24 protein-coding genes are annotated in these 25,469 nt (G+C 63.5%); 9 read left to right on the top strand and 15 right to left on the bottom strand.

Translation table 11 applies throughout. The features are described from left to right. The first annotated feature begins 24 nt into the window (after window positions 1-24). Window positions 25-705: a biotin/lipoate A/B protein ligase family protein gene (locus ACE3PR_RS19365; protein WP_374375438.1), complete on the top strand. Its 681-nt coding sequence runs from the start codon at window positions 25-27 to the stop codon at window positions 703-705. 21 nt (window positions 706-726) lie between these two features. On the opposite strand, the gene ACE3PR_RS19370 is transcribed toward ACE3PR_RS19365, so the two are convergent. After that, the gene (locus tag ACE3PR_RS19370; protein WP_374375440.1) at window positions 727-2,034 is read right to left on the bottom strand and encodes an NADH:flavin oxidoreductase/NADH oxidase family protein; all 1,308 of its coding nucleotides are present in this window, start codon (window positions 2,032-2,034) and stop codon (window positions 727-729) included. Between the two features lie 71 nt (window positions 2,035-2,105). Between ACE3PR_RS19370 and ACE3PR_RS19375 the strand changes: the two genes are divergently transcribed. From ACE3PR_RS19375 to ACE3PR_RS19385, 3 genes are all read left to right on the top strand, one after another. Next, window positions 2,106-2,471 carry a tRNA-binding protein gene (locus ACE3PR_RS19375; RefSeq protein WP_374375442.1) on the top strand — a complete coding sequence of 122 codons (366 nt, stop codon included), beginning with the start codon at window positions 2,106-2,108 and terminating at the stop codon, window positions 2,469-2,471. A 138-nt stretch (window positions 2,472-2,609) separates the two neighbouring features. Further along, window positions 2,610-4,193, top strand: coding sequence for a Rieske (2Fe-2S) protein (locus ACE3PR_RS19380; protein ID WP_374375446.1), 1,584 nt, complete (start codon window positions 2,610-2,612; stop codon window positions 4,191-4,193). A gap of 126 nt (window positions 4,194-4,319) precedes the next feature. Continuing rightward, a complete protein-coding gene (locus ACE3PR_RS19385; RefSeq protein ID WP_374375449.1) occupies window positions 4,320-5,270 on the top strand; it encodes a GAF domain-containing protein in 951 nt (316 codons plus the stop codon). A 20-nt stretch (window positions 5,271-5,290) separates the two neighbouring features. Here the strand turns inward: ACE3PR_RS19385 and ACE3PR_RS19390 are convergent, their stop codons facing one another. The 3 genes from ACE3PR_RS19390 to ACE3PR_RS19400 are packed head-to-tail and all read right to left on the bottom strand — an operon-like array spanning window position 5,291 to window position 7,913. Continuing rightward, a complete protein-coding gene (locus ACE3PR_RS19390) occupies window positions 5,291-6,631 on the bottom strand; it encodes an ATP-binding protein (RefSeq protein ID WP_374375451.1) in 1,341 nt (446 codons plus the stop codon). A 14-nt stretch (window positions 6,632-6,645) separates the two neighbouring features. Continuing rightward, a complete protein-coding gene (locus tag ACE3PR_RS19395) occupies window positions 6,646-7,380 on the bottom strand; it encodes a response regulator (RefSeq protein ID WP_374375453.1) in 735 nt (244 codons plus the stop codon). An 8-nt stretch (window positions 7,381-7,388) separates the two neighbouring features. After that, complete coding sequence (locus ACE3PR_RS19400) at window positions 7,389-7,913, bottom strand: MarR family winged helix-turn-helix transcriptional regulator (protein WP_374375490.1); 525 nt, start codon at window positions 7,911-7,913, stop codon at window positions 7,389-7,391. A 103-nt stretch (window positions 7,914-8,016) separates the two neighbouring features. Between ACE3PR_RS19400 and ACE3PR_RS19405 the strand changes: the two genes are divergently transcribed. Continuing rightward, complete coding sequence (locus tag ACE3PR_RS19405) at window positions 8,017-8,889, top strand: branched-chain amino acid aminotransferase (protein WP_374375455.1); 873 nt, start codon at window positions 8,017-8,019, stop codon at window positions 8,887-8,889. A 126-nt stretch (window positions 8,890-9,015) separates the two neighbouring features. On the opposite strand, the gene ACE3PR_RS19410 is transcribed toward ACE3PR_RS19405, so the two are convergent. Both ACE3PR_RS19410 and ACE3PR_RS19415 read right to left on the bottom strand, forming a co-directional pair. Beyond that, window positions 9,016-9,384, bottom strand: coding sequence for a DUF393 domain-containing protein (locus ACE3PR_RS19410; protein WP_374375457.1), 369 nt, complete (start codon window positions 9,382-9,384; stop codon window positions 9,016-9,018). A gap of 115 nt (window positions 9,385-9,499) precedes the next feature. Then, entirely contained in the window at window positions 9,500-11,101 is a 1,602-nt protein-coding gene (locus tag ACE3PR_RS19415) for a DegQ family serine endoprotease (RefSeq protein ID WP_374375459.1), read from the bottom strand. A gap of 310 nt (window positions 11,102-11,411) precedes the next feature. On the opposite strand from ACE3PR_RS19415, the gene ACE3PR_RS19420 reads away from it, so the two are divergent. From ACE3PR_RS19420 to ACE3PR_RS19430, 3 genes are all read left to right on the top strand, one after another. Beyond that, entirely contained in the window at window positions 11,412-12,161 is a 750-nt protein-coding gene (locus tag ACE3PR_RS19420) for a response regulator (protein ID WP_374375461.1), read from the top strand. Then, window positions 12,161-13,579 carry an ATP-binding protein gene (locus ACE3PR_RS19425; RefSeq protein ID WP_374375464.1) on the top strand — a complete coding sequence of 473 codons (1,419 nt, stop codon included), beginning with the start codon at window positions 12,161-12,163 and terminating at the stop codon, window positions 13,577-13,579. The genes ACE3PR_RS19420 and ACE3PR_RS19425 overlap by 1 nt, the downstream gene beginning before the upstream one ends. A 264-nt stretch (window positions 13,580-13,843) precedes the next feature. Next, entirely contained in the window at window positions 13,844-15,187 is a 1,344-nt protein-coding gene (locus ACE3PR_RS19430; RefSeq protein WP_374375466.1) for an ATP-binding protein, read from the top strand. A gap of 181 nt (window positions 15,188-15,368) precedes the next feature. Here ACE3PR_RS19430 and ACE3PR_RS19435 read toward each other — a convergent pair whose 3' ends face one another. The 5 genes from ACE3PR_RS19435 to queA form a co-directional block, all read right to left on the bottom strand. Then, window positions 15,369-16,616: a class I SAM-dependent methyltransferase gene (locus ACE3PR_RS19435; protein ID WP_374375468.1), complete on the bottom strand. Its 1,248-nt coding sequence runs from the start codon at window positions 16,614-16,616 to the stop codon at window positions 15,369-15,371. Window positions 16,617-16,851: 235 nt separating this feature from the next. After that, window positions 16,852-17,982, bottom strand: coding sequence for a tRNA epoxyqueuosine(34) reductase QueG (queG, locus tag ACE3PR_RS19440; RefSeq protein WP_374375471.1), 1,131 nt, complete (start codon window positions 17,980-17,982; stop codon window positions 16,852-16,854). A 214-nt stretch (window positions 17,983-18,196) separates the two neighbouring features. After that, a complete protein-coding gene (locus tag ACE3PR_RS19445; protein ID WP_374375473.1) occupies window positions 18,197-18,487 on the bottom strand; it encodes a GIY-YIG nuclease family protein in 291 nt (96 codons plus the stop codon). Between the two features lie 131 nt (window positions 18,488-18,618). Further along, complete coding sequence (gene tgt / locus ACE3PR_RS19450; protein WP_374375475.1) at window positions 18,619-19,740, bottom strand: tRNA guanosine(34) transglycosylase Tgt; 1,122 nt, start codon at window positions 19,738-19,740, stop codon at window positions 18,619-18,621. Next, on the bottom strand, window positions 19,737-20,816 hold the full coding sequence (gene queA, locus ACE3PR_RS19455; RefSeq protein ID WP_374375477.1) for a tRNA preQ1(34) S-adenosylmethionine ribosyltransferase-isomerase QueA: 1,080 nt from the start codon (window positions 20,814-20,816) through the stop codon (window positions 19,737-19,739). Before queA ends, tgt begins: the two co-directional genes overlap by 4 nt. Window positions 20,817-21,154: 338 nt before the next feature. Between queA and ACE3PR_RS19460 the strand changes: the two genes are divergently transcribed. Then, a complete protein-coding gene (locus tag ACE3PR_RS19460; protein ID WP_374375479.1) occupies window positions 21,155-21,850 on the top strand; it encodes a queuosine precursor transporter in 696 nt (231 codons plus the stop codon). 38 nt (window positions 21,851-21,888) lie between these two features. Here ACE3PR_RS19460 and ACE3PR_RS19465 read toward each other — a convergent pair whose 3' ends face one another. The 4 genes from ACE3PR_RS19465 to ACE3PR_RS19480 all read right to left on the bottom strand — a co-directional run bounded on the left by ACE3PR_RS19465 (window position 21,889) and on the right by ACE3PR_RS19480 (window position 25,242). Further along, window positions 21,889-22,545 (bottom strand): hypothetical protein, encoded by a 657-nt coding sequence (locus ACE3PR_RS19465; protein WP_374375481.1) that lies wholly within the window; start codon window positions 22,543-22,545, stop codon window positions 21,889-21,891. Window positions 22,546-22,669: 124 nt separating this feature from the next. Beyond that, complete coding sequence (locus ACE3PR_RS19470) at window positions 22,670-23,626, bottom strand: hypothetical protein (protein ID WP_374375483.1); 957 nt, start codon at window positions 23,624-23,626, stop codon at window positions 22,670-22,672. Between the two features lie 103 nt (window positions 23,627-23,729). Continuing rightward, entirely contained in the window at window positions 23,730-24,290 is a 561-nt protein-coding gene (locus ACE3PR_RS19475; protein WP_374375484.1) for a hypothetical protein, read from the bottom strand. A 31-nt stretch (window positions 24,291-24,321) separates the two neighbouring features. Then, window positions 24,322-25,242, bottom strand: coding sequence for a DMT family transporter (locus tag ACE3PR_RS19480; RefSeq protein ID WP_374375486.1), 921 nt, complete (start codon window positions 25,240-25,242; stop codon window positions 24,322-24,324). Window positions 25,243-25,469: the final 227 nt, after the last annotated feature.

The following is a 25,469-nucleotide window of genomic DNA, read 5'->3' on the forward strand; positions in this document are numbered from 1 at the left end:
ACCATTTTCGAGATCATCGACCATGTGGCGCCGTCAGCGCCCGAACCTGCTCTGGCCGGCGATACCACGCTCCTGGAAGCGGTGAGCGTCGGCGCGCCGGATACGGCGCGACTCTGGCGCATGACCAACGCGCTCATCGTGCCCTCAAGGGTCTCGTCCCTGCCTGGTTTTACGGAAGCCTCCGCAACATCCGCCGCGAATGATTGGCCGGTTCTGGTGCGTGCCACCGGCGGTGCGCCCGTGCCGCAATTCCCCGGCATGCTGAACATCGCCCTCGCCTATCGTGTGGGGGCGGATCAGCCCTGGTCGATCGACGATGCCTACCGGCATCTCGCCGCGGTGCTCACCGATGCCCTGAAACCCCTTGGCCTCGACGCGGTCACCGGCGAGATCGCCGACGCCTTCTGCCCCGGCCGCTACGATTTGAGCCTCAATGGCCGCAAGATCGCCGGCCTCGCCCAGCGCCGCAAGCGGGCGGAAAAGGGCGGCCAGGCCATCCTCGCCCATGCCTGCCTGCTGGTCTCGGGCGATCTCGCCGGCCCCTTCGGCGCACTCGCTGCCTTCGAGGATGCCTTCATGCCGACGCGCAAGTGGCGCATCGAGGCCGCGACACCGCTAGCGGCGCATCTCTCTTCCGCCGACCCGATGGCGGCCGCGGTCGCTGCGCTCATCGACACTTTGCGTAACCACCCCTCCCCCCTTTAAGAGGGAGGGAGAGCGTGCGGGCTAATCATTGGCAAAGTGACGCAACCAAACTTGTGTTCGAGATTTGTTGCGCGTCTCATAATCCCGGATGGCCTGCCCGAGCTCGCCGACGACCGGCGTTTCCCTGTCGGCGCCGATCTCGGTCAGCCGCATCGTGTACCACGCGGTGATCCCGCCCTCCGGGGCATCGGCGAATCTGGGAAAAATCGGTTCAGGTTTCTGGTCCGCTTTCCAGAGATCGGGAAGTGAAGGCTCAAGGACGAGTGCACGCGCAAGACCGACAATATCAACGGCGCCACTTGCCACGGCCTCCTCGGCTTGGGCGCGCGTCTTGAACCCGCCCGTCAGCATAAGCGGCTTGGTCGTTGCGGCGCGGGCGCGTTTTGCAAATTCGAGGAAGTAGGGGCCGCGTCCCGTTCCGTCGGAGGCAGACTTTGCTCCCGGGAAATAAGTCCCGCCGCTGATGTCAATCAGGTCGATCGAAGACCTGTCCAGGGCGGCCACCACATTGAGCGCGTCCGCGCTGTCGAATCCACCCTCAAGCTGATCCGAAGAGTTGAGCTTCACGGCGATGGGGAAATCCGGTCCGACCGCGGCGCGCGTGGCGTCGATCGCTTCCAGCAGAGGACGCATGCGATTGGCGATGGCCCCACCATATTCGTCGCTCCGCCGGTTGAACAACGGCGAAAGGAACTGGCTCAGCAAGAATCCGTGCGCCGCGTGAATTTGCACACCGGCAAATCCGGCCTGTTGTGCCAGCCAGGCTGTCCGCGCAAACGCCGCGGGCAATTGGCGCATTTCGTCCAAGGTTATTTCCGCGCAGCGCAGGCCCGGTAGATCGAGGGCGCTTGGGCCCTTTGGTTCGCTGGTCGGTGCGTAGGCAAGCGCTCCGGCATGACCGAGTTGCACCCAGAGCCTGGTGCCGTTTTCGCCGCCATGTCGGGCAAGTTCCCGGAACCGGTCAAGGTCGGAGGCATCGTTAAGGACCAGATTGCCGGGATTCTCGGCGTAACCGGCGGTGAGCTGCACCTCGCCGATGATGGATACCGCCACGCCGCCCGCGGCCCAACGCTGATACAACCTGGTCTGTTCGGCGGTCGGATGGCCGGTCCCATCGCCCAGGGAATCCGACATCGCCGATTTCGCAAGGCGGTTTTTCAGGATTAAACCGCAAGGCAGTTGCAGCGGTTCGAACAGGCTTCCACGGTGATGCATTTGACATCCCACAGCCAGGATTCCAGTTTTCATTTTTATCCACGAAAACGCGCGGCACCGCAACATCGCCTGTCGCGCAAACTTGAGCGCCGATCCGGTGGCGGCGGTGCTCACCTCCAGGCTTGCTCTCTCATCACGCACCCGCTTAGATCGCGCATCCGAAGCGAGCCCGTGAGTCTTTTCCCATGTCCAGCACGATGCCAGAACCCATCTCCGCCGAAATCACCTATGACGATTTCCGCAAGGTCGACATCCGCGTCGGCACCATTATCTCGGCCGAGCCTTATCCGGAAGCGCGGCGCCCGGCCTACAAGCTCAGCGTCGATTTCGGCCCGGAGATCGGCGTGAAGCGTTCCTCGGCCCAGATCACCAAACGCTACACCTTGGAAGAACTGCCCGGCCGTCAGGTGGCGGCGGTGGTGAACTTCCCCAAAAAGCAGATCGGCAAATTCATGTCCGAAGTGCTGGTCCTCGGCTTCCCCGATGCGGAGGGCGAGGTGGTGCTGATCACGCCGAGCCTCGACGTGCCCAATGGCGGCAGGATGTATTGATTGCCCTCCTCCCCCCTTCAGGGGGGAGGAGGAAACTAAGGAGGGGAGAAAGCTTCGGCGATTTAAGCGCATTCTATTTTAAAAACTATTTACTTGTTTTATTCCCGGCGCGAGCATGCCTCCTCAAGGAGGATATCCATGGCCTGGATCGATGTCGGCGCCGCTGCTGATCTCAAGAAGACCGGGAAGCTGGTCGTCCGCCATGAAGGACGCCAGATCCTGCTGCTGGAGAATGCCGCCGGGCGTTTCGCCTGTCTTAATCGCTGTCCCCATGAAGGCTATCCCTTGCGCGAGGGAACTATCACCGCCGATGCGGAAAGCTGCGTCCTCACCTGCCAATGGCATAACTGGAAATTCGACCTCGTGAACGGCGCGACTCTGGTGGGCGGCGACCGCCTCACCCGCTTCTCCGTCCGTGCAACGGGTGAGCGGATCGAGCTCGACATCGTCCCGGAAGATCCGGCGGCCAGCCGCCAGCGCCACCTCACCAATCTCGCGGGCGCGCTCACGCAGGCCGACCAGCAGCGCATCATCCGCGAGACGGCGCGGCTGCTCAAAACCGGCGCGACGCCGGGCGAAATCCTGCGTCACGCTTTCGCCTGGGCGCATCCCCGTCTCGAATTCGGCGCCACCCATGCGCTGGGTGCGGCGCCCGATTGGCTGGCCCTTGCCGCCGCCCAGGGCGACGATCCCGAAATCCTGCTTATCGCCCTGGGCGAAATCCTCGGCCATCTCGCCGACGACGCACGCGACCGCACATTCTATCCCTATCCGGACGGCATTGAGGAATGGGACGAGAAAGCCTTCCTCGCCGCCCTCGAGGCACAGGACGAAGCGCGCGCGATCCTGACCTTGCGCGGCGGAATCGCTGCTGGCCTCACCCCGTACGATTGGCAGCGGATCACCGCCCGCGCGGCTCTTTCCCATTACGCCGATTTCGGCCATGCCCTCATCTACAGCGTGAAGACCGCCGATCTCCTTCACGAGATCGGCCCCGATGCCGCGGCACCCTTACTGGAGATGCTGGTGCGCAGCCTCTGCCTCGCCACCCGCGAGGACCTCATCCCGGAATTCCGCCTCTATGCCGAATGCCGCGCGCGCTGGGGCGAAAAGCTGATGGCACCGCCCCCCTTATCCGTCGCGGCCCTGCGCTCTGTGACGCCGCGCACAATCCTGCCGCTGGTCACGACCTGGTCGGCACAGCACGCACCCGGCGCGATCTTCGCGACACTCCTCGACGCCGCTGCGCGGCAAATGCTCCATGCCGACGAGAAACGATTCCGCGCCACCGACAACGCGCTTGCCGACAACGTGAATTGGCTCGATTTCACCCATGCCTTGACCTTTGCCCAGGCAGGCTTGCAGGTGGTGTGGGAAGACCCGTCGCTCTGGCCCGATCTCTTGCTGCAGCTTGGTTGTTTCGTCGGCCGCAACGCTGCCTATGTCGATCACGATATCGATGTAACGCCCTATTTTGTTGGCGATGTCGATGCGTTCTGGCCGGCGCAACTGGATGCCCTGCTGGATCACGGTCGTGGCCGCTTCATCATCTCGTCGCATCTGGTGAAGACATTGACCGCTGCCAGCCAGTTGGCAATCAGCCACCCGGAATTGGCCAACCGCCTCGCTGCGGCCCTCAATCGTTTCCTCTGGGCAGATCTCAAGGAACGCCATGCGCGCCGTGACGCGCGGCAGATGCTGCGCCTGGTGGCCGAAGAATAACCGCGCCAAACCCGTCTCCCGAAAAGGTTCAAGGGCGAAAACGCAAGCGTGATGGCGCGCACTCGACGGAATCCGGCCCGGGACCTATCCTTTGGGCATCAGATTCACGCATCAGAATCACGCCACATGAAACCCGACACCACCCTTCTCCCGCCACCGCGGGCACCCTTGCTTGCGGCCTTGCGCCGGACCTTGCCGCTGCTCGATGCCGCGCGCGATCTCGACGGGCTGGTCGCGGTTCTGCTCGCGCAACTGGAACAGAATTTCCATCTCTCGCATGTCATGTTGTTGATGGCCGAACCTGCCGGCGACCGGCTCTATACGCTGGCCAGCCAGGGCTATCCGGAATCCGGTGTGGGCGCCGAGATCCTGCCGGGCCAGGGCGTCATCGGCATGGCGGCGCGCGAGAAGACGCCGATCCGCCTCACCCATGCGACGGGCGATTATCTTTACGGCCGCGCCATCCGCGACGCGCTCCGCGAAAACCCGCTCGCACCGCGCTTGGAAACCGAGATTCCGCTTCCCGGCCTCGCCACCAGCGGCAGCCAGATCGCGGTCCCGCTTCTCCGTGAGGCGCGGCTCCTCGGCATCCTCTATGCGGAGAGCGCCGAGGAAGGCCGCTTTGGCTATGACGAAGAGGACGCACTGGTCATTCTCGCCGACCGCCTCGCCGCGGCCATCGAGCAATTGCCGAACGAGGCGGATGAGGGCACCGCGCCGTTCGGCACAATCCCGCCGATCGATTCCGGGGCACCGCTCGCCATCCGCCATTACCGCGCCGATGACAGCGTCTTCATCGACGACGCCTATGTGATCAAGGGGGTGGCCGGCGCCATTCTCTGGCTGCTGCTGTCCGAACATGCAAAGAGCGGCCGTACCGAGTTCAGCAACAAGGAACTCCGCCTCTCGCCGCAGATACGTCTGCCGGAATATTCCGAAAACCTCGAAGCCCGCCTCATTCTGCTGCGCCGCCGCCTCGCCGAACGCAGCCCCCATATCGGCCTCGAGAAAGCCGGCCGCGGCCGCTTCCGCCTGATCGTCAAACGCCCGGTCGAACTGATCGAGGTGGAGGTCTAGACGAGAAAGTGGCCTTCACCTCACAGCGGCAATCTCAGCACCGCCCGCAAGCCGCCACCCGGCGCTTCGCGGAGTTCGAGATCGCCGCCATGGCCGCGCACGATGTCGCGGGCGATGGTGAGGCCCAATCCGGTGCCGCCGGTTTCCTGGTTCCTGGATTGCTCCAGGCGGAAGAAGGGCTTGAACACATCCTCGCGCGCGCCCGGCGGAATGCCCGGCCCGTCATCGTCCACCATCACCTCGACATGACGGGGCTTCAAGGCCAGCGTCACCGCGACGCTTTTGGCATAACGCTGCGCATTACCGATCACATTCCCCAGCGCGCGGCGGAAGGCGTCGCGCCGGAGCGGTACGACGATGCCGCGTTCCGGCAGGGTAACCTCGATATCGGCTCCGTGCCGGCGCGCATCCCCCGTCACATCCGCGACCAATTCGGTGATGTCGGTGGGGGCCGCCTGTTCCACGCCCTCGCCGCGGGCAAAGGCCAGATAGGCGCCGATCATGCGTTCCATATCGGCGACGTCTTTCTTGAGATCGGCGATATCGGCGCCGTCCCCCATCATGGCGAGTTGCAATTTCATGCGGGTAAGCGGGGTGCGCAAATCGTGGCTGACCCCGGCCAGCATCTCGGTCCGCTGCACGATCTGGCGGCGGATGCGGTTGCGCATCAGGTTGAAGGCTTGGCCCGCCAAAACCACTTCCGTCGCTCCCGTGGTACGGAAATCCGCGACCTCGCGCCCCTTGCCGAAATCGTCGGCGGCCTGGGCGAGGCTCTTGATCGGCTTCACCTGGTTGCGCATGAAGGAGGTGGCGACGGTGAGGAGCGCCAGCGACGTCCCCACCATCCAGAGCAGGAAGACATAGGTGGTGGAACTGAACAGCCGCCGCCGCTGCACCACCACATGAAGGACGCCATCGGCCAGCTGCACATGGATCTCGATGAATTTCTCGAGGCTGCGGCTGTCGATGATGAAGGGGCGGTCCACCCGCGATTCCAGAGCGCGCGCCAACTGCCGGTCCACAAGGTTCTGGCGCATGATGGTGGGATCGTTGGGCAGGATTTCGCCCGGTTTGAAGACCAGCACCAGATCCATGTCCTCATCGGCGATCTCGAAGATCGGCGACAGATCCTCGGGCGTCGGATAGCGCGGCATCATCCGCACGATGGCGCCGATCTCGCCCGCCACCGATTGCGCCAGGCGCCGCGTCACCGTTTCCCAGTGGCTGTCATAGAACACCCAAGCCGAGACCACCTGGAGGAGCACGATCGGCGTCACGATGATGAGGATCGAGCGGCCGAGCAGGCTCCTGGGCAGCATGCGCTCCAATCCGATCAGCCAGTCCTGGAAGACATTGCGCATCGTCGGGTCCGGGCTCAATCGGGCCGCAGCACATAGCCGATGCCACGCACCGTCTGCAGATAGCGCGGGAAGCGCGGGTCGTCCTCGATCTTGCGCCGAAGGCGCGTCATCTGCACGTCGATGAGGCGCGAGGCCCCGCTTTCGCTGGCGGCGTTCTCGCCGTTCTCCACCTCGCTCGCGGCTTCACCGGAACGGGACAGCAATTCGTCGCGGCTCACCGGTTCGCCGGCGCGGCGCGCCAGCAGCAGCAGGAGATCGACCTCCGCCTCCGTGAGATGCACGATCTCGCCCGATTTATAGAGCCGCCGCCTTTCGATCTCGAAGGCATAGGCGCCGAAGCGCACGGTGCCGCCCGCCGGCGCTTTCGGCGCCGGACCTTGCGCGCGTTTGAGGATGGCGTTGATCCTCAGCACCAATTCCTTGGGTTCGAAGGGCTTGGCCAGGTAATCGTCGGCCCCGCTCTCGAATCCGTTGATGCGGTCCTGCACCTCGCCCATCGCGGTCAGCAGCAGGATGGGCACACCGCTCTCGCTGCGCAGGGATTGGGTGAGTTCCAGCCCCGTCTCCCCCGGCATCATGATGTCGAGCACCAGGAGATCGAAACTGATGCTGGCGAGCTTGGCGCGCGCCTCCTTGGCATCCACGGCGAGCGTCACGCGGAAACCCTGTTCCGAGAGGAACCGGCCGATCAATTCCCTGAGGCGCTTGTCGTCATCGACGATCAGGATATGCGCCGGATGCTGGCTCATACTTTCCCTCAGCGGCCACCGGATCCCCGGAGCGGTGCGTTCCCCAGCGTGCCGGCGCCGCGGAAGCGGGCGCGGTCCTCTTCATTGACCAGGCCCAGAAGCACCTTCTTGAAGCCCTCGACCGCCTCGGCCCCCGCCGCCTTGTAGGCCCTGGCCACCAGCGCCCGCTGATCCTCGGTGAGCTTACGCTCCAGTTCGGCCCCCTTTTCGGTGAGGGAAAGCAATCGCTGGCGCCGGTCCGTGGTGCCGGGCTTCTGCACGATGAAGCCCTCGCGCACCAATTGCGACAACACCCGGCTGAGGCTCTGCTTGGTGATTTTCAGAATATCGAGCAGGTCCGAAACGGTCATGCCCGGGTTGCGGCCGACGAAATAGATCACCCGGTGATGGGCGCGGCCGAAATTGAAGGCGGCCAGGGTCTGGTCGGCCTTGGCGGTGAAATCGCGATAGCCGAAGAACAGCATCTCGATTCCCTGCCGGAGCTCGTCGTCCCGGAGGAACAAGGGGTTAGGCTGCGACTTTGTGTCCGTCATCATTTTATGTCAGGCTTGTTGACTTATCTGAGCGAATATTTTAAACCAGGGTCAATTCGGGTTTCTTTATAACCCGACAAACGACCAAAGCGTGGAGGAATTCATGAGCCTGGTGCCTTTCGATGATCGTGACGGTGAAATCTGGATGGACGGCAAGTTCATTCCCTGGCGGGAAGCGAAGCTGCACGTCCTCACCCATGCCCTCCATTATGCCTCAGCCGTGTTCGAAGGCGAACGCTCCTATAACGGCAAGGTGTTCAAATCGCGCCAGCACACCGAGCGCCTGCATAAATCGGCGGAAATCGTCGGCTATCAGATCCCCTTCTCGGTGGACGCGATCGAGGCCGCCAAGACCGAATTGGTGAAGCGCACCGGCTTCAAGAACTGCTATGTCCGGGCGATCGCCTGGCGCGGCAGCGAGATGATGGGCGTCTCCGCCCAGAACAACACCATCCACCTCGCCATCGCCGCCTGGGAATGGCCCTCCTATTTCTCGCCGGAGCTGCTGGCGAACGGCATCCGCCTGAAATGGGCCAAATACAAGCGCCCGGCCCCGGACACGGCCCCCACCGCCGCCAAGGCCTCCGGCCTCTACCAGATCTGCACCATCTCGAAACACGAGGCCGAGCGTGACGGCTTCCAGGACGCGATGATGCTGGATTACCGCGGGCTCCTGGCCGAAGCGACCGGCGCCAACGTCTTCCTGGTCCAGAACGGCGAATTGCACACGCCCAAGCCCGATTGCTTCTTGAACGGCCTCACCCGCCAGACCGTGATCGAGCTTGCCCAGCGCCGCCAGATCAAGGTGGTCGAGCGCGCGATCCAGCCGGAAGAACTGGGTTCGACCGACGAAGTCTTCCTGGTGGGCTCCGCCGCCGAGGTGACCCCCGTCGGCCAGATCGGCGATTACAAATTCAAAGTCGGCCCCATGACCCGCCAGATGCGCGAAGACTATCTGAAGGAAGTGGGGGCGTAAGCGCTCCTTTAGATTGATGACGTCATCCCCGGGCTCGACCCGGGGATCCACAGCCAACAGCTGCGACAGTGGATGGCCGGGTCTTCGCCCGGCCATGACGCATTTTGGCTCCCACGCGCCACACACTCACCACCTGCCATGTTTCCGGTTCCAGGCATAGAGCCGGTCGGCGAAGCGGTCGTAGAGCCAGCGCATGAAAGGCCGCAGCGGCGTCCACATCATGAAGCGCCCCAGCCAGCGCTGGCCGCGCGTTTCCAGCATGAGGCGCGCGACCGCATCGGCGCCGACGAACACGGCGCCGGTCTCGTCGCGCACATGCAGTGAATGCCGCACCGTGTCGAGATCGGCGCCGATCTCGCAGACGAGGTTGTTGTCTGCGGCGATGTCCTTCCAATCAGCTTCCATGCCTTGCGCGGTCAACCGCGCCCGCTCGGCATTGATCCCCGCATCGCAGACCGGACAGGCTGAATTGTAATAGATCTCGAGCTTCGCCATGGCGCTCGCACCATAGCATGAAAAAAGCGGGGCGTTCCCGAACGAACGCCCCGCTTGAGTTGGAGAGACAGGTCGGAGGAAAAGAAAGACCCCACCTCCAGGGGAAAATTAGAACTTACGCATTCTTCAGATTGACCGCGACGAAGCGGTCGCGGCCGTCGCGGTTGATCAGCATGAGGAGGACCGGCTTGTCGCTGTCCTTCACCTTCAGGGCCGCATTTTCGATCTCCGCGGGGTTGGTCACCAAGGTATCGCCCACCTTGACGATGACATCGCCGGGCTGGATGCCCTGATCGAGCAGCGGCGAATCCTCGGCAAGATCGGCGACCACCACGCCTTCGACATCCTTGGCGAGACCGAATTTCGAGCGCGCCATGTCGTTGAGCGGGGCCAGGGTAGCGCCCAGCACGTCGCTTTCCTCGATGGCATCCGGTGTCGCCGGGGTATCGTTGCTGGCCACCGTTTCTTCCGTCTTCATCTGGCCGATCTCGGCATTCAATGTGCGTTCCTTGCCGTCGCGCAGCACCATCACCTCGGCGGTGTCGCCGGGCTTGGCCGCCGCCACCAGGCGCGGCAGGTCGCGGAGTTCCTTGACGCCGGTCCCGTCGAAACCGAGGATCACGTCGCCGGCCTCGATGCCGGCCTTGCCCGCGGGGCTGGCGGGATCGACATTGGCAACCAGCGCACCCCTGGGTTCGTCGAGGCCCAATCCGGCGGCCAGATCCGGCGTCACCTGCTGGATCTCGACGCCGAGCCAGCCACGCTCGACCGAGCCGTTCTCCTTCAACTGCGCGACCACGTCCCTGGCGAGGTTGCTGGGGATCGCAAAGCCGATACCGACCGATCCGCCGCTGGGGCTGTAGATCGCGGTGTTGATGCCGACGACATTGCCGTTCAAATCGAAGGTCGGCCCGCCGGAATTGCCGCGGTTGATGGCGGCGTCGATCTGGATGAAATCGTCGAACGGACCTTCCTGGATGTCGCGGCCGCGGGCCGAGACGATGCCGGCGGTGACCGTGCCGCCGAGGCCGAAGGGATTGCCGACCGCCATCACCCAATCGCCGACCCGGGCCTTGTCCGAATCGCCCCAGGGCACCGCCGGAAGTTTCCGCGAGCTCTCGACCTTGAGAAGCGCGAGATCGGTCTTGGGATCGGTGCCGATGAGTTTCGCCGGCAATTCGGTATCGTCGTTGAGGGTGACCGTGATTTCGCTCGCCCCCTCGATCACATGATTGTTGGTGACGATATAGCCGGCGGGATCGATGATGAAGCCCGAGCCCAGCGACATCGCCTGGCGCGGCTTCATGCGGCGCGGCTGGCCCTCTTGGTTCTGGCCCATGCCCCCGCTCCCCTCGCCCATGCCATGGCGGCGCTGCTGCTCGAGGAAGGGCTTCAGGAATTCTTCAAAGGGCGAGCCCGGCGGGAAATTGAACGGCATTTCGCCATCCGGCCCCATGCCTTCCGCCCCGTCGACCTTGTGGGTCGAGGAAATGTTGACCACCGCCGGCGCCACTTTCTGGGCAAGGTCGGCGAAACTGCCCGGGCGGTTGTCGAGGCTCGTTACCGGCAATTCAGCCTTCGCCGGATGGAGCTGGGTAAAGGCGATGGCGGGCGGGATCACGGCAAGACCGCCCAGGATCAGCGCCGCCCGGGCCGTACGGCGGTAAAGGCTTTCGCGCCGCCCGGTCCTGGGCGCAAGTTCTGGCGTGTTGCTCATCTATGGCTCCGTTGCATATCCAGGAAGAGGGTCATTGCCCCCGTCGCCAGGGATATTGTTCCGGGATTGCCACAGCGGAATGTCGGGCGGCATGCTATTTGGCAACGTTCTGTGACGGGGGCTTGAGCCGTTACAATCTGTTACCAAATAGCGGCTGCGGGGCGACGGAGAGACTCGCACCATGCCCCCCTCCCAACCTCCCCCCTGAAGGGGGGAGGAGCAGAAAACGCTCCCTCCCTGCAAGAATCCCCTCCCCCTTCAGGGGGAGGGTAGGGTGGGGGCATGCAAGTGACGGATCCTGCCTGTACTGATGACCGAGAAACTGCCTCATATCCTGATCGTCGACGACGACCGCGAGATCCGCGACCTTCTGTCGCGCTTCCTGCAAAAGCATGGATTGCGCGCCAGTGTCGCCGGCGACGGGCGCGAGATGCGCCGCATCCTCGGCGATGCCCGCATCGATCTCATCGTCCTCGATTTGATGCTGCCCGGCGAGACCGGTCTCGCCCTTTGCGCGCAATTGCGGGCCGAGAGCCAGAGCGCGCAGCGGCATCTCCCCATCATCATGCTGACCGCGGCGGGGGACGAGACCGACCGCATCGTGGGCCTCGAAATGGGTGCCGACGATTATCTCCCCAAGCCCTTCAATCCGCGGGAGCTCCTGGCGCGCATCCGCGCGGTGCTGCGCCGGGCCGGCAACGAGCCGGTGCCGATCACCAGCAATGGCGGCGCGCTTCTGTTCGAAAGCCCCGATGCCGGCGAATGGAAGATCGAACTCGGGCCCCGCCGCGTCAGCGGCCCCCAGGGCGAGATCGAGCTTTCCAGCGGCGAATTCGACCTCCTGGTCGCTCTGGCCGAGCGCCCGCAACGGGTCCTCTCCCGCGATCAATTGCTGGACCTCACCAAGGGCCGCGCGGCGCAGCCTTTCGACCGCGCGATCGACGTGCAGGTGGGACGTCTCAGGCGCAAGATCGAAGCCGATCCCGCCGATCCCAAGCTCATCACCACGATACGCGGCGGCGGCTATCTCTTCGCGGCATCCGTGAAGCGGGTGGATTGATGCTGCGCCGTTTCCTCCCCGATTCCATCCTGGCCTGGCTGCTGCTCATCCTGGTCACCGCCGTGCTGGCCAGCCAGGCCGTCACCATGCTGCTCCACAACCTCAACCGCAACGAAATCCTGTTGCGGCTCGAGGATCAGCGCGCGGCCGAGCGCATCGCGGCCCTGGCCACCTTTCTCGATCACACCGCCCCCATCCTCCGCAAAGGTGTCGCAGATGCGATGAGCGGTCCCTCGCTCGATGTGCGCGTGGGATCCGAGCCGCTGGTGGCCCTCCCCGAGACACCGCGCGAATTGGCCCCGCTCGGCGAGGCGCTGGCCGAACGCCTGCAGCGCATCGATTGGCGGGAAATCCGCATCGGTGCCCGCGATCCCAGCGCCGAGCAAAGCGCGGCCGATCTGGTGCCGATCCGCGTCGCCATTCATTTGCGCGACAATGCCTGGCTCAATTTCGAATTTCCCATGGTGGCGGGCCTCCCTTGGGCCAGCCCGCAATTGCTGGGCCTCACCGCGGGCTCGCTCATCGCCGTTCTGGGCCTCTGCCTCTATGCCGTGCTGCGCCTGACGCGCCCGCTCGACCGCTTGACCCGCGCCGCCGAATCCCTCGGCCGCGCACCGCTCACCCGGCTCGGCAATCAGCTCGGCGATCGCGATGCCGACATGCTGCTGCCCGAACAGGGTGTGGGCGAGGTGCGCCGCGCGGCCAGCGCCTTCAATGCCATGCAATCCCGCATCGCGCGGTTGATCGAGGACCGGCTGCAGATGATCGCCGCCATCTCGCACGATCTCAAAACGCCGATCACGCGCCTGCGGCTCCGCGCCGAATTCATGGCCGATGACGAGATGCGCGCCAAGATGCTGAAGGATCTCGACGAGATGGAGGCGATGATCGGCGCCACCCTCACCTTCGCCCGCGCCGAGGGGAATCCCGAACCCGCCGCCGTTTTCGATCTCCGGCAATTGGTCAAGGAAGCCGGCGAACATCACACCGCCCAGCCGTCCGGCGCCTTGCGTTTCTCTTTCGCCGGCCCCGGACCCAGTGCCGGCTTCTGGGAGATGCGCGGCCAGAAACTCGCCATCAAGCGCGCCATCGCCAATCTCATCGACAACGCGATCCTCTATGGCGGCGAGGCGGTGGTGAGCCTCGCCCGCCAGGACCAGCGTTTCGATCTGGTCATCGACGATAACGGCCCCGGCATCCCGCCGGCGGAAATGGAGCGCGTCTTTCGCCCGTTCTACCGCCTCGAACACTCGCGCAACCGGGCCTCCGGCGGGACCGGCCTGGGTCTCGCCATCGCCAGGGCGGCCATCCGCGCCCAGGGCGGCGAGATTGAACTCTACAATCGAAGAGATTCCACCGGCGGTATTGCCGGATTGCGGGTTCACCTGACACTTCCGGCTACTCATGCGGGTGCTTGAGCCTCCGGAGAGGTCGATTTAATGGGCCGATCGGTCAACTCGTTAATTTGAATCGCATTTGATTTACCTTTTATTCACCATTCTCCGTGCTTGTTGATTCTCCCGCGTTGCATTAGTGAGTTCTGCAACCAGAGAATGACCACATGATCCCGGGAAGCGCATTGGCACTTCCCGCCGTGATGGTTGTTCCCATCAACGACCGCCTGGACCGCCTCGGGACAACACCCGATCGGGATATGGGCGAACGGGGCGGGCATAACGGGCATGGTCTCAAGCAGCAGCGAGCTCCTGGAGCTGATGGCGGAGCGCAGGCAGGAAGATGCCTTGCGCGATGCCGAGCAGTTCATCCTGCGGGCCATCGTCGAAGGCCAACCGCTTGCCGAAATCCTCGACACCGCCTGCCGCGCCCTGGAACAGGTGCTGGAAGGTGCCCTTTGCTCGATCCTGCTGCTTGGCGATGACGGCAAGCATCTCCGGCACGGCGCGGCCCCCAATTTGCCGCCAGTCTACTGCAGCGCCATCGACGGCGCCGAAATCGGACCCAAGGCCGGGTCCTGCGGCACCGCCGCCTATACCGGCGAAACGGTGATCGTCGAAGACATCGCCACCGATCCGCTATGGGAAGATTACAAACAGGCGGCGCTGCCGCATGGCCTTCGGGCCTGCTGGTCGATCCCCTTGATGGCCCAGATGGGCGAACGGGAAGGCAGCGCACATCAACGGCCGCTGGGGCGTGTGCTCGGGACCTTTGCCACCTATCACACGGTCCCCTATCACCCCAGCCAGCGCGAACTCGACATCGCGCGCCGGCTAGCGGCTTCCGTGGCCATCGCGATCCAGCGCAAGCTGCTCGACGAGGAGCTGGTCGCGGAAAAGGAAAAGGCCGAATCCGCCAATCGCGCGAAATCGGAATTCCTTGCCAATATGAGCCATGAATTGCGCACACCCTTGAACGCGATCCTCGGCTTTTCCGAACTGATCGAGACGCAGAACCTCACGCCTGCCAAGACCCAGGAATATGCCCGCGACATCCACCGCTCGGGCCGCCAGCTCCTGGAACTCATCAACGACATTCTCGACGTGGCGCGGATCGAGGCGGGCTCCACCCGCATCAACCGCCAGCGTTGCGATCTCCACGCCATCATCGCCGAACAGATCGATCTGGTGCGCCACGCCTTTCCGGATTCCGCGCCGATCACCATCCGCGACGGCAGCGGCTGCCCGGACATCCTGGTGGATCCCCGCGCCATGCGTCAGGTCATCCTCAACCTGGTCGGCAATGCGGCGAAATTCACGCCGCCCGCCGGTTCGATCCAGATCAATCTCGATTGGCAGGCACCGGGCCTCCGCATCGAGGTCAGGGATACCGGCCCCGGCATCGCCCCCGAGGTTCTGCGCGACCTCGGCAAACCCTTCCGTTCCGGCGAGACCGCCTATTCACGCAAATACGGCGGCACCGGCCTCGGCCTCTATATCAGCCGTGAATTGATCAAGGCCCATGACGGCACGGTCGAGATCACCAGCCAATTGGGCCGCGGCACCTCCGTCACCATCGCCCTGCCGGAAAACACCATCCTGCGCCCCGGCGCCCACGGCCCGGGGGAGTAGTTTGCGTTTCCTCCCCCTGGAGGGGGAGACCCCGCTCATTTTCCCTCCCCCTTCAGGGGGAGGGTAGGGTGGGGGCATGCAAGTGACGGGTGGTGCGAACCCATGCCCCCCTCCCGCCGACGCATGTCGGCATGCGCCTCTTCTCCTCCCCCCTGAAGGGGGGAGGAGAAGAGGCGCTCCCCTACTCCGCCGCCTTGCCGCTATCCCAGGCGATCTTCGCCTTGGGCGCCGCCGCTTCCTGGCGCTCCCAATCGAACATGTAATCGCGCGTGATCGGCACCGCGCCGATGCCGCGGCTCATCTGCATCTGGAAGACCATGTTGTAATCGTAGCGGAACGACAATTCGCTGCCGATCAGATAGAACTCCCACATGCGGCAGAAGCGCTCGTCATAGAGGGCGGCGATGCGCGCGCGGTTGCGCTCGAAATTCGCGCGCCAGTGTTTCAGCGTCTCGGCGTAATGCAGGCGCAAAATCTCGATATCGGTGACCCAGAGGCCGGTCTTCTCGACCACCGGCAGGACTTCCGACAAGGCCGGCGAATAGCCGCCAGGGAAGATGTATTTCCTGAGCCAGGGATTGGTCGAGCCCGGCCCGTCGCGCCGGCCGATCGCGTGCAGCAGGGCGACACCGCCCGGCACCAGCAATTCCTCGACCTTCGCAAAAAATTCGGGGAAATGCTTCAATCCCACATGCTCGAACATGCCGACCGAGACGATGCGGTCAAAGCGGCCCGGTTCCAGCCGGTAATCCTGCAGCTTGAACTCGACCTCGCCCTCGAGGCCGGCCGCCTTCACGCGCTGGCAGGCGACTTCGTGCTGCTCCCTGGAAAGGGTGACGCCGGTCACCTTCACCCCGGCGGTCTTGGCGAGATAAATGCCGAGCCCGCCCCAGCCGCAGCCGATATCGAGCAGGCGCTGCCCCGGCTCCAGCAGCAATTTCGACGCGATATGGCGCATCTTCGCCTGCTGCGCCTCGGCAAGGCTCGCTTCCGGCCGCGTGAAATAGGCACAGGAATATTGCATGCTCTCGTCGAGGAACAATTCGAACAGCTGGCGCGACAGATCGTAATGATGCGCCACATGCTGCTGGGCGGCGCCGATCGGGTTGTGCTGATGCCACCAGCGCAGCATCTTGTTCATGACACTCACCACGCGCTGCATCTTGGCGCCCATGATGCCGTTGGCATTCACCATGCCGATATTGATGAGGTCGTAGATCGTGCCTTCTTCGATGGTGAAGCGGCCATCCATATAGGCCTCGCCCACCTTCAGCCAGGGATTGAGGCCGAGCTCCCAATCCACCTTGGCATCGTTCAGCCGCAGCGTGATCTGCGGCCCGTCGCTGCCGATATCCCGGCGCTTGCCCGTGTGGTCGATGATGGAGATCCGGCCGATCTTGATGGTGGCCTGCATGAGACTCGCGAACATTGCCTTCCCCCTCCGAACCGGCTCATCCCATCCCGAGATTCCGGCTCAATGCGAATTCTGGCCTAAATTCAAGCGCTGTCATCTTGGTTAAGAATAGGAAAGGATTGTTTCCTGCGTCAATTGCCGAGATCGCCCGGATGACCGACGTGACGCAGATGTTTCGGCATCTTTTTATGCGCTGCAACAGCGACATCTCATTGAAACTGGAAGCTTTACAAAGAACTGCGAGCGCTTCTCAGGCCACCCATTCCAAACGCGCCGAACTGTCATGCTCGGAAGGGATGGCAGCGGGCGCCCGCCTGGCCCATTCGGCCGGCGCCAATTGCCGGAGCGCCCAGATGGCCGCCCCGCGCACGATAACTGCCGGATCGGCCAATCGTTCCAAGACGCCGGGCAGCAGCGCGGGATCGCCGCTATTCCCCATGGCAATGAGGACATTGCGGACAAAGCGGTCGCGCCCGATCCGTTTGACGGCCGAGCCGGAGAAGAAGGCGCGGAAGGCAGCATCGTCGAGCTGCGCGAGGTCGGCGAGGGCGGGGGCGCGCAGATCATCGCGCGCTGTCAATTGCGCCTCATGGGCGAGGCCCGCGAACTTGTTCCAGGGGCAGATTGCGAGGCAATCGTCGCAGCCATAGATGCGGTTCCCCATCGCTGGCCGGAATTCAGCCGGAATCGGCCCGGCATGTTCGATGGTGAGGTAGGAGATGCAGCGCCGCGCATCCAGCTGATAGGGCGCCGGGAAGGCCGCCGTGGGACAGATGTCGAGGCAGGCGCGGCAGGACCCGCAATGATCCACTTCCGGCGCATCGGCGGGGAGATCCAGCGCCAGATAGATCTCGCCCAGGAACAGCCAGGATCCGAATTGGCGCGAGACCAGATTGGTGTGCTTGCCCTGCCAGCCGATCCCGCCTTGCGCCGCCAGCGGCTTCTCCATCACCGGCGCCGTGTCGACGAAGACCTTGATCTCGATCTGGTAAGTCTCGGCGATCCAGCGCCCGAGGCTTTTCAGCTTCTTCTTCACCACGTCATGATAATCGCGGTTGCGTGCATAAACCGAGATGCCGCCCTTGTCCTTCTGCGCCAGCACGCGTAGCGGATCTTCATCGGGGCCATAATTGAGGCCCAGCACCAGGATGGAACGCACGTCCGGCCACAGCACTTTGGGATCGCCGCGCCTTTCCACCTTCTCGGCGAACCACCTCATCTCCCCATGCCGGCCTTCGCCGATATAGCTCGCCAACCGCCCGCGCGCCGCATCCGGCAATTCCGCCGCCGCAAACCCCACCGCGTCAAACCCCTCCAGCAACGCGCGTGCGCGAATATCCGCCTTGATGGCGGCGGGGTCGTGAGGGGTACCGGGTTTCATACGTGAAACAGAAACTGGCATGCCGTCGCACCGCCGTCCTTTGCAAACCTGATTGTCACCCCCGCGAAAGCAAGGGTCCATCTATCCAGCAACTCGTTCCATGGATCCCCGCTTTCGCGGGGATGACAATAAAAGTCGGGTACATCTTACCTGTCATTCCCGCGAAAGCGGGAATCCATCCATCCGACGCAATTGCGCATCCAGGCATGCCCCGTCACTTGAGCAATCCCTCATAGAGATCATCCCAACGCGGATTGTCCCGCTCGATAAGCTCAATCTTCCAGTCTCGTCGCCATTTCTTCAGATGCTTCTCGCGCTGGATCGCCGCGTTAATGTCATCGTGGCTTTCGAAATAGGCCAGCCGCTTGAGGCCATGCTGTTTCGTAAATCCGGGCAACGCGCCCGTGCGATGCTCCCAGACCCGCTTCACCAGGTCTGTCGTGACGCCCACATACAACGTGCCATTCGGTGCATTCGTCATGATGTAGACCCAGGCGTAGTGCATTCTCTCCATCCACCCGGTACGCCGCCCCATGGATCCCCGCTTTCGCGGGGATGACAAGTGAGATGTACGCCCAATTTTATTGTCATTCCCGCGAAAGCGGGAATCCATTTCTCCGGCGCACGATCACCGCCTCACCCCACCACATCCCCCAGCGCCTGCTCTCGTTCGAATGCCGCGATGAAATCCGCGAGGGACCCTCGTTCGATCGCGTCGCGCATGCCCTGCATCAGTTCCTGATAATAATGCAGATTGTGCCAGGTGAGCAGCATGGCGCCGAGAATTTCCTTGGTCTTCATCAGATGATGGATATAGCCGCGCACATAGGATGTGCAGCAGGGGCAGGTGCATCTGGGATCCACGGGCCGGTCGTCGGTGGCATGCCGGGCGTTCCGCATATTGAGATCGCCATAGCGCGTATGGGCAAGCCCCGTGCGGCCGGAGCGTGTCGGCATCACGCAATCGAACATGTCGATGCCGCGCGCGACCGCGCCCACCAGATCGCCCGGCCGACCGACGCCCATCAGATAGCGGGGTTTGTCGGCGGGGAGGTAATCCGGCGTGTAATCGAGGACGCCGAACATCTGCTGCTGCCCCTCGCCGATGGCAAGGCCCCCGATGGCATAGCCATCAAAACCAATGGCGGTCAGCGCCTTCGCCGATTCTTCGCGCAAATGCGGATAGATGCCGCCCTGCACGATCCCGAAGAGGAGATAGCCCTCGCGGTCACGGAAGGCGACGCGGCAGCGTTCCGCCCAGCGCATCGAGCGGCGCATGGAATCCGCCGCCTGCTCCGGTGTCGCCGGAAAGGCGGTGCATTCGTCGAGCACCATGGTGATGTCGGAATCCAAAAGATCCTGGATCTCCACCGAACGCTCCGGCGTCAGCATGTGTTTCGAGCCGTCGATATGCGAGCGGAACTCGACCCCTTTCTCGCTCATCTTCCGGAGATCGGACAGGCTCATCGCCTGGAAGCCGCCACTATCGGTCAGGATCGGCCCCGGCCAGTTCATGAACTTATGCAGCCCGCCGAAGGAGGCCACACGCTCGGCACCCGGGCGCAGCATCAGATGATAGGTGTTGCCCAGCACGATCTCGGCACCGGTCGCCTTCACTGATTCCGGCAGCATCGCCTTCACCGTTCCCGCCGTCCCCACCGGCATGAAGGCGGGCGTGTTCACCACCCCATGCGCCGTGTGGATGCGCCCGCGCCGCGCCTTGCCGTCGGTGGTGATGAGCTCGAAACGTCCGCTCATGATGCGCGCTCCAGCAAGCTCGCATCGCCATAGGAGAAGAAGCGATAGCCGTTCTCGATCGCGTGGTTGTAGGCGGCGCGCATGCGCGCCCGCCCGGCAAAGGCCGAGACCAGCATGAAGAGAGTCGATTTCGGCAGATGGAAATTGGTCATGAGCATATCGACGATCTGAAATTGGTAACCGGGCGTGATGAAGATATCGGTCGAGCCTTGAAAGGGCAAAAGCCGGCCGTCTTGCGCCGCACTTTCCAGGAGGCGCAGGGAGGTCGTCCCCACCGCGACGATGCGCCGTCCCGCGCGCTTCGCGGCATTGATGGCCTCGGCCGTCCTCTCGCTCACCTCGCCATATTCCGCATGCATCTTGTGCTCGGCGATGTTCTCGACCTTGACGGGAAGGAAGGTGCCGGCGCCGACATGGAGCGTCACCCGATGCTGCTCGACTCCCAGCTTGTCGAGAGCCGCCAGCAAATCCGGCGTGAAATGGAGGCCCGCCGTGGGCGCTGCCACCGCCCCCGCATGCCGCGCGAAGATGGTCTGGTAATCGGCATCGTCGCCCTTCCCGACCGCACGTGATTTGCGGATATAGGGCGGCAGCGGCATCGATCCATGCTGCGCCAGGCCTTGCGCGAAGGCGGCGGGATCGCTGCCGAAATCGAACAGGATCTCGCCTTCGGGCTTCTTCTCCACGACCAGGGCCGAAAAGCCCGCGCCGAACGTGACCGTATCGCCCACCTTCAGTTTCTTCCCCGGCTTGGCAAACGCCCACCAGCGCACGCGCGACCCATCGCGGGAATCCTCAATCAGTGTGACCTCGACCCGCGCTTCGCCCCGTTTCCCTTCAAGCTGGGCAGGGATGACCTTGGTGTCGTTGCTGACCAGCACATCCCCTTCCCGCAGCAGCTTGGGGAGGTCGGCGACCCGGAAATCCCCGAAGCCGTCGCCGATTTCACTGGGGAAGGCCGGCACATAAAGAAGCCGCGCCGAATCCCGCGGGCTCGCCGGGTGGAGCGCGATCCGCTCCGGCGGGAGGTCGAAATCGAAATCGGATAAGGTTAACGGGCGGGCTTTGTCGGTCATGGCTGGGTTTTAGCCAGCCCGCCCCGCCCCCGCCATCGGATTCTATGGCGGAAACAACAGGGCAAGACCCGTCACCTGCATGCCCCCACCCCACCCTCCCCCTGAAGGGGGAGGGAAAACAAGGGGGCCTCCCCCTGAAGGGGGGAGGGAAAACGTGCTCGGAACGTGATTGGCCGACGCCCCCTCCCCCCTTCAGGGGGGAGGTCGGGAGGGGGGCATGGGTCGGCACGATCTTGGGGAGGGGTATGCAGGACACCACCTTGTCCCCCCAGCCCCCCGGGTTTATAACCCCCGCCAAATCCTGACCCATTCCGAGATCCGAGAGACCCGCAATGCCCGTGACCGGCCCCCAAAACGACGCCACCCGCCACTCGACGCTGTTCGTCCTGGTGGTGGCCCTTTTTGTTACCAATCTGCTGATCTCGAACGTGATCGCGGCCAAGGCGATCCTGATTTTCGGCTATCCGCTCCAGGCGGCCGATCTCATCTTCCCGATCTCCTATATCCTGGGCGACGTGCTGACCGAGGTCTATGGCTTCAAGCGCGCCCGCCGCGTGATCTGGATCGGCTTTGCCTGCAACCTCTTTGCCGTCACGGCGATCGGCCTCGGCCAGGCCCTCCCCGCCCATCCCGATTGGGGAGATCAGGCCTCCTATGACGCCATCCTCGGCAACCAGCCGCGCATCCTCGCGGCCTCCTTCGCCGCCTATCTGGTGGGCGAGTTCGTGAATTCGACCGTGCTTGCCAAGATGAAAGTCTGGATGGCGGGCAAACATCTCTGGATGCGCACGATTGGTTCGACGATATTGGGCCAGGGCTGCGACACCGCGATCTTCCTCACCATCGCCTTCTACGGTGTCTGGCCCAACGATCTCCTCCTCTCGGTGATGCTGAGCCAATGGCTCTTCAAGATCACCTATGAGGCGCTCGCCACCCCCTTCACCTATCTCATCGTCAACAAGTTGAAGCGCGCCGAAGGCATCGACGTCTACGACCGCGACACCAAGTTCAGCCCGTTTGCCTGGGGGAAGTAGGCGCGGCGTCTGGCCAGTTAATCTGTTCAATCCGCATTTTATTGCTTGAGCAGCGGTTCCAGGCAGCTTCGCAACTCGCGTCCATCGCTCGTGGATATGGTGGATATCTCTAAGGCAAGAGACCGACGCACAGCCCAATAGCTGTCGCCCATGATCGGGTTGCTTCCTCTGGCGCGGTCCGTGAACAAGGCCGCGAAGTCGAAATCAAACTCTGGATGGATCGGCGAGAAATCTCTGACAGCCGCAATTAGGTTCCGATCCGCAGTCGTGCATTTTTTTTGAGCACCATCTGCGGAAGGTTTCCTTTCCGACACATAGAGCGTGATCAGAATGAGTTCCGGATCGAGCGAGGCTATACCATCTACATGGAGTGGCTCGATATTGGGAAAACGCTCTCGCAGCGCCGGAAACATGCCGGTGATCAACATTTCCATCCGGTAAAGGCCGAGGTCGAGATACGTGACAGGCTGGCGCGCCAGTTTTGTCAACGACCCACGCGTTTTAGCGCGTTCCTCATGTTGCTCGAGGATTGCCAATGGGTCCCCCGATGTCGATGGCAACGGCGCAGGCTTTCCCTGCTTGGCCTCCTCTAGCGCCTGGACAACTTCTGGCGGGACATCACCGTCAAGCTCTTGACCTTGAGCGCCATGCATGAATGCTGAAAAACTGCTCAAGGCACATGCGAACACGATCACGTGCCAAAAGGTCTTGTGGTTTCGCCACACTTTTCCGCACCCCCGTCAGTTTTCCCAAAAGCGATCGTTGCCCAATTTGGCCACAAGTTAAAGATGAAACCGCAAAGCTCACAGTACAGACACTCTACTCCATCCGTTCCAACCCGATCCCCGCGAGGTGATAATCGATGCACCATTGCGTGAAGGGCTCGATCCGCGCGGTTTCGTAATGTTTGCGCGCTGACGTGAGATCGCCTTCATGCTCCGCGAGCAGACCGGCGAGGCGGTGATAGAGTGCCAAATTCTCGGCGCGGATGCCCCAGGGCTCGCTTTCGAGGCGGGAGACAAGCTCGACGGCCTGCGCCCGCCCATTGAGGATCTCCCAGGCGAGCGTCACCCAGCTCTGCGGCGCTTCTTCAAAGGCGGCGCTCACTTCCCGGCGCTGACCCACGCGCCCTCCGACATGATCGAGCACGCCGAGGCGCAAGGCCTCGTCCATCCCCATCACGGAACCATCGCTGGCGCGAAAACCCGCCGCCGCATCGAGGGCCGCCGCCATCTTCGCCCCGTCGCCGGAGAGGCGCGCCAGTTCCGCCGCCGACAAGGCAAGACGGCGGCGGTATTCCGGTTCGCAATCCATGAGTTCCGGCCCGTCTTCGGCGACCTGCCCGGCCTCCGCGATCCGGCCCAGGGCCACCCCGAAGGTGACGATGGCCTGGCTCGCGAAAGCCAGATCCTCGCCGGCTTTGGCGGCCTCATGCATGGCCCCGACCGCGGTATCGAAATCGCCTTGGGCGGCGCGGGCGAAAGCGAGGCGCCGCAAGGCTTCATGAGGATGGCCGCAGTCACCCGCCAAGGCGGCGCGGAATTCCTCTTCCGCCGCTGCCGCCTCGCCCTGGTCGAAGAGATGCGCGCCCAGGATCACCTGATAATCGCCGCGCATCTCGCAAGGCGGACAGAGCGCGATCGCCTCCCGGTAGACCGCGATCCCGCCCGCGCTGTCACCCATCTTGAGGACCTCATCCGCTTCCGCGGTCTTCAGGATTGCGCCCATGAAGCGCATCTTCTCTTCTCTGGTGGCGTTCTTCAGTGCTTCGAACATTCCGGCCCTCCCGTCTGCCGATTTCCGCCATGTGTTCCGTAAATGTTCCATACACTTTTTCAGAAGTAAAGATGGATTCTCACCACCCTAAACTGTATCCCCCTCACTCCAGTTCCAGCCGTTCCCGTTCGCTGGCGGCGAGGGCGCGGTAGGTGGCGTCTTCGGCGCAGGTTTCGTCGGCCTTGTCGAGGAGGGCCACGGCAAAGCGTTTCTCGCCGTCATTCACCGCGAAGGCCGCGGCATAGAAGGAGAGCTCGCACAAACGCGCTTTCTTGGCCTCGGATGAAATCCCCGCATGGCGGATCGCATTGGCGACCTGCTGCAATTCCTTGAGGCCCAGCAGGTAATCGATCACCGGACGCGGCCAGGACCCGTCCTGGCTGTCGCCCACCGCCATGCCGAGAAGTGCGCGGCCATCGGCGGCGTTGCCGCCATCCCCTGCCATGCGGCTGGCGATGAGACCCTGGAACAGGATCAGGCGGTTGAAATCTTCGGGATTGGCCGAGGTGATGGCGGCGCGGATCGATTCATCGGCGGCGCCATAAAGGCCGTCCATATATTGCTCCTGGGCCGTCCGCTCCAGAATGGCCAGATCCTGCGCCATGGCGGCACCCGCCATCAATACCAGTGAGATCCCCGCCGCCAGATCGCGCGACCAGCCCATTCATTCCCCCGCACCATAATCCGCGTGCCCCTCACGCGCGCCTGTTGCCGCTCCCGCGATTGCCCACGAGGCCCAGCCCGGCAATGGCGACAAGGATAAGCCCCATCCCCACCCCTTCGACAAGCCCCGGAATTTCGCCGAGCTGCAACCCGGAGAGAACGATGCCGAGGAGCGGCGTCAGCATGATGCTGAGCGAGGCGAGGCCGGCAGGCAGGCGGCTGATGAGGGTGAACCAGATGACATAGGCCAAGGGTGTCGCCGGCCCGATATTGTAGAGGATCGCGGCGATGAAAGCGGGCGTCCAGTTGATCGGCGGTTCGGGCACCAGGAGCGCCACGGTACAAAGGATCACAGCGCCCACCAGCATCTGCCAGGCGGTGAGCGCCATGGTATCCATCGCGCCGAATTTCATCGCGCGCTTGGTGACGATGACGCCGATGCCCCAGGTGAGGCCGGCCGCCAGGGCGAGGCCGATATTGAAGAGATTGCCGGTCTGCCCGCCGGCAAAGACGATGCACAAGATTCCGATGAGGGCGAGGCCCGCCGCCGCCCATTGCACCGCCGGCACCTTCTCGTGGAGAAAGGCTGCCGAGAAGACCAGCACCCAGAAAACCATGGTGTAATTGAGGATGGCGGCACGCCCCGCCGTGCCGGTCGAGATCGCCCAGGTGATGAGGCCGAAGCAGCAGGCGGTCTGGAAGGTGCCGACCAGCACCACTGTCTTCCAGCGCTTGGCCATCGCCCGCCAATGCAGATTCCGCCCCATCAGCTTGAAGGTCGCCATCAGCACGATGGCACCACCGAGGAATCGCAAAGCCGCGAAGGCAAAGGGTGGCGCGTCATGCACTGCCACCTTCATCATCACCCAATTATACCCCCAAATGAGCGAGAGCGCCGCGATGAGGGCGAAAGCCTGCCAGGGCTTGAGGGCAGCGTTTTTCTGATCGGTCATGAACGGAATGAACCTGTGCGTTGATCGCCCACCCTAACGCCCGAGCGCGTGCCCGAGAGTCCCGAATTTCACACGCAACGCCCACGCAAACGCATGGCTTCCGCTTTACTCCTCCCACCTTCAGGGGGGAGGTCGGGAGGGGGGCATGGGTTCGCACCATCCGTCACTTGCGTGGCCCCCCCCAACCCCCCCCCCCAAGGGGGGGGGGTCATTAATACCCATTGACA

Origin of the sequence: Dongia sp. (assembly GCF_041909655.1) — a bacterium.
Taxonomy (GTDB): Bacteria; Pseudomonadota; Alphaproteobacteria; order Dongiales; family Dongiaceae; genus Dongia.

What these genes read in the sequence shown, in the direction of transcription:
- ACE3PR_RS19380 (WP_374375446.1), top strand. Translation starts at nt 2,610, where the DNA reads ATGGCCTGGATCGATGTCGGCGCCGCTGCTGATCTCAAGAAGACCGGG.
- ACE3PR_RS19390 (WP_374375451.1), bottom strand. Translation starts at nt 6,631, where the DNA reads ATGCGCAATGTCTTCCAGGACTGGCTGATCGGATTGGAGCGCATGCTG.
- tgt (WP_374375475.1), bottom strand. Translation starts at nt 19,740, where the DNA reads ATGAGCGGACGTTTCGAGCTCATCACCACCGACGGCAAGGCGCGGCGC.
- ACE3PR_RS19410 (WP_374375457.1), bottom strand. Translation starts at nt 9,384, where the DNA reads ATGGCGAAGCTCGAGATCTATTACAATTCAGCCTGTCCGGTCTGCGAT.
- queA (WP_374375477.1), bottom strand. Translation starts at nt 20,816, where the DNA reads ATGACCGACAAAGCCCGCCCGTTAACCTTATCCGATTTCGATTTCGAC.
- queG (WP_374375471.1), bottom strand. Translation starts at nt 17,982, where the DNA reads ATGAAACCCGGTACCCCTCACGACCCCGCCGCCATCAAGGCGGATATT.
- ACE3PR_RS19415 (WP_374375459.1), bottom strand. Translation starts at nt 11,101, where the DNA reads ATGAGCAACACGCCAGAACTTGCGCCCAGGACCGGGCGGCGCGAAAGC.
- ACE3PR_RS19480 (WP_374375486.1), bottom strand. Translation starts at nt 25,242, where the DNA reads ATGACCGATCAGAAAAACGCTGCCCTCAAGCCCTGGCAGGCTTTCGCC.
- ACE3PR_RS19385 (WP_374375449.1), top strand. Translation starts at nt 4,320, where the DNA reads ATGAAACCCGACACCACCCTTCTCCCGCCACCGCGGGCACCCTTGCTT.
- ACE3PR_RS19375 (WP_374375442.1), top strand. Translation starts at nt 2,106, where the DNA reads ATGTCCAGCACGATGCCAGAACCCATCTCCGCCGAAATCACCTATGAC.
- ACE3PR_RS19435 (WP_374375468.1), bottom strand. Translation starts at nt 16,616, where the DNA reads ATGTTCGCGAGTCTCATGCAGGCCACCATCAAGATCGGCCGGATCTCC.
- ACE3PR_RS19395 (WP_374375453.1), bottom strand. Translation starts at nt 7,380, where the DNA reads ATGAGCCAGCATCCGGCGCATATCCTGATCGTCGATGACGACAAGCGC.
- ACE3PR_RS19425 (WP_374375464.1), top strand. Translation starts at nt 12,161, where the DNA reads ATGCTGCGCCGTTTCCTCCCCGATTCCATCCTGGCCTGGCTGCTGCTC.
- ACE3PR_RS19470 (WP_374375483.1), bottom strand. Translation starts at nt 23,626, where the DNA reads ATGTTCGAAGCACTGAAGAACGCCACCAGAGAAGAGAAGATGCGCTTC.
- ACE3PR_RS19475 (WP_374375484.1), bottom strand. Translation starts at nt 24,290, where the DNA reads ATGGGCTGGTCGCGCGATCTGGCGGCGGGGATCTCACTGGTATTGATG.
- ACE3PR_RS19445 (WP_374375473.1), bottom strand. Translation starts at nt 18,487, where the DNA reads ATGCACTACGCCTGGGTCTACATCATGACGAATGCACCGAATGGCACG.
- ACE3PR_RS19400 (WP_374375490.1), bottom strand. Translation starts at nt 7,913, where the DNA reads ATGACGGACACAAAGTCGCAGCCTAACCCCTTGTTCCTCCGGGACGAC.
- ACE3PR_RS19405 (WP_374375455.1), top strand. Translation starts at nt 8,017, where the DNA reads ATGAGCCTGGTGCCTTTCGATGATCGTGACGGTGAAATCTGGATGGAC.
- ACE3PR_RS19430 (WP_374375466.1), top strand. Translation starts at nt 13,844, where the DNA reads ATGGTCTCAAGCAGCAGCGAGCTCCTGGAGCTGATGGCGGAGCGCAGG.
- ACE3PR_RS19420 (WP_374375461.1), top strand. Translation starts at nt 11,412, where the DNA reads ATGACCGAGAAACTGCCTCATATCCTGATCGTCGACGACGACCGCGAG.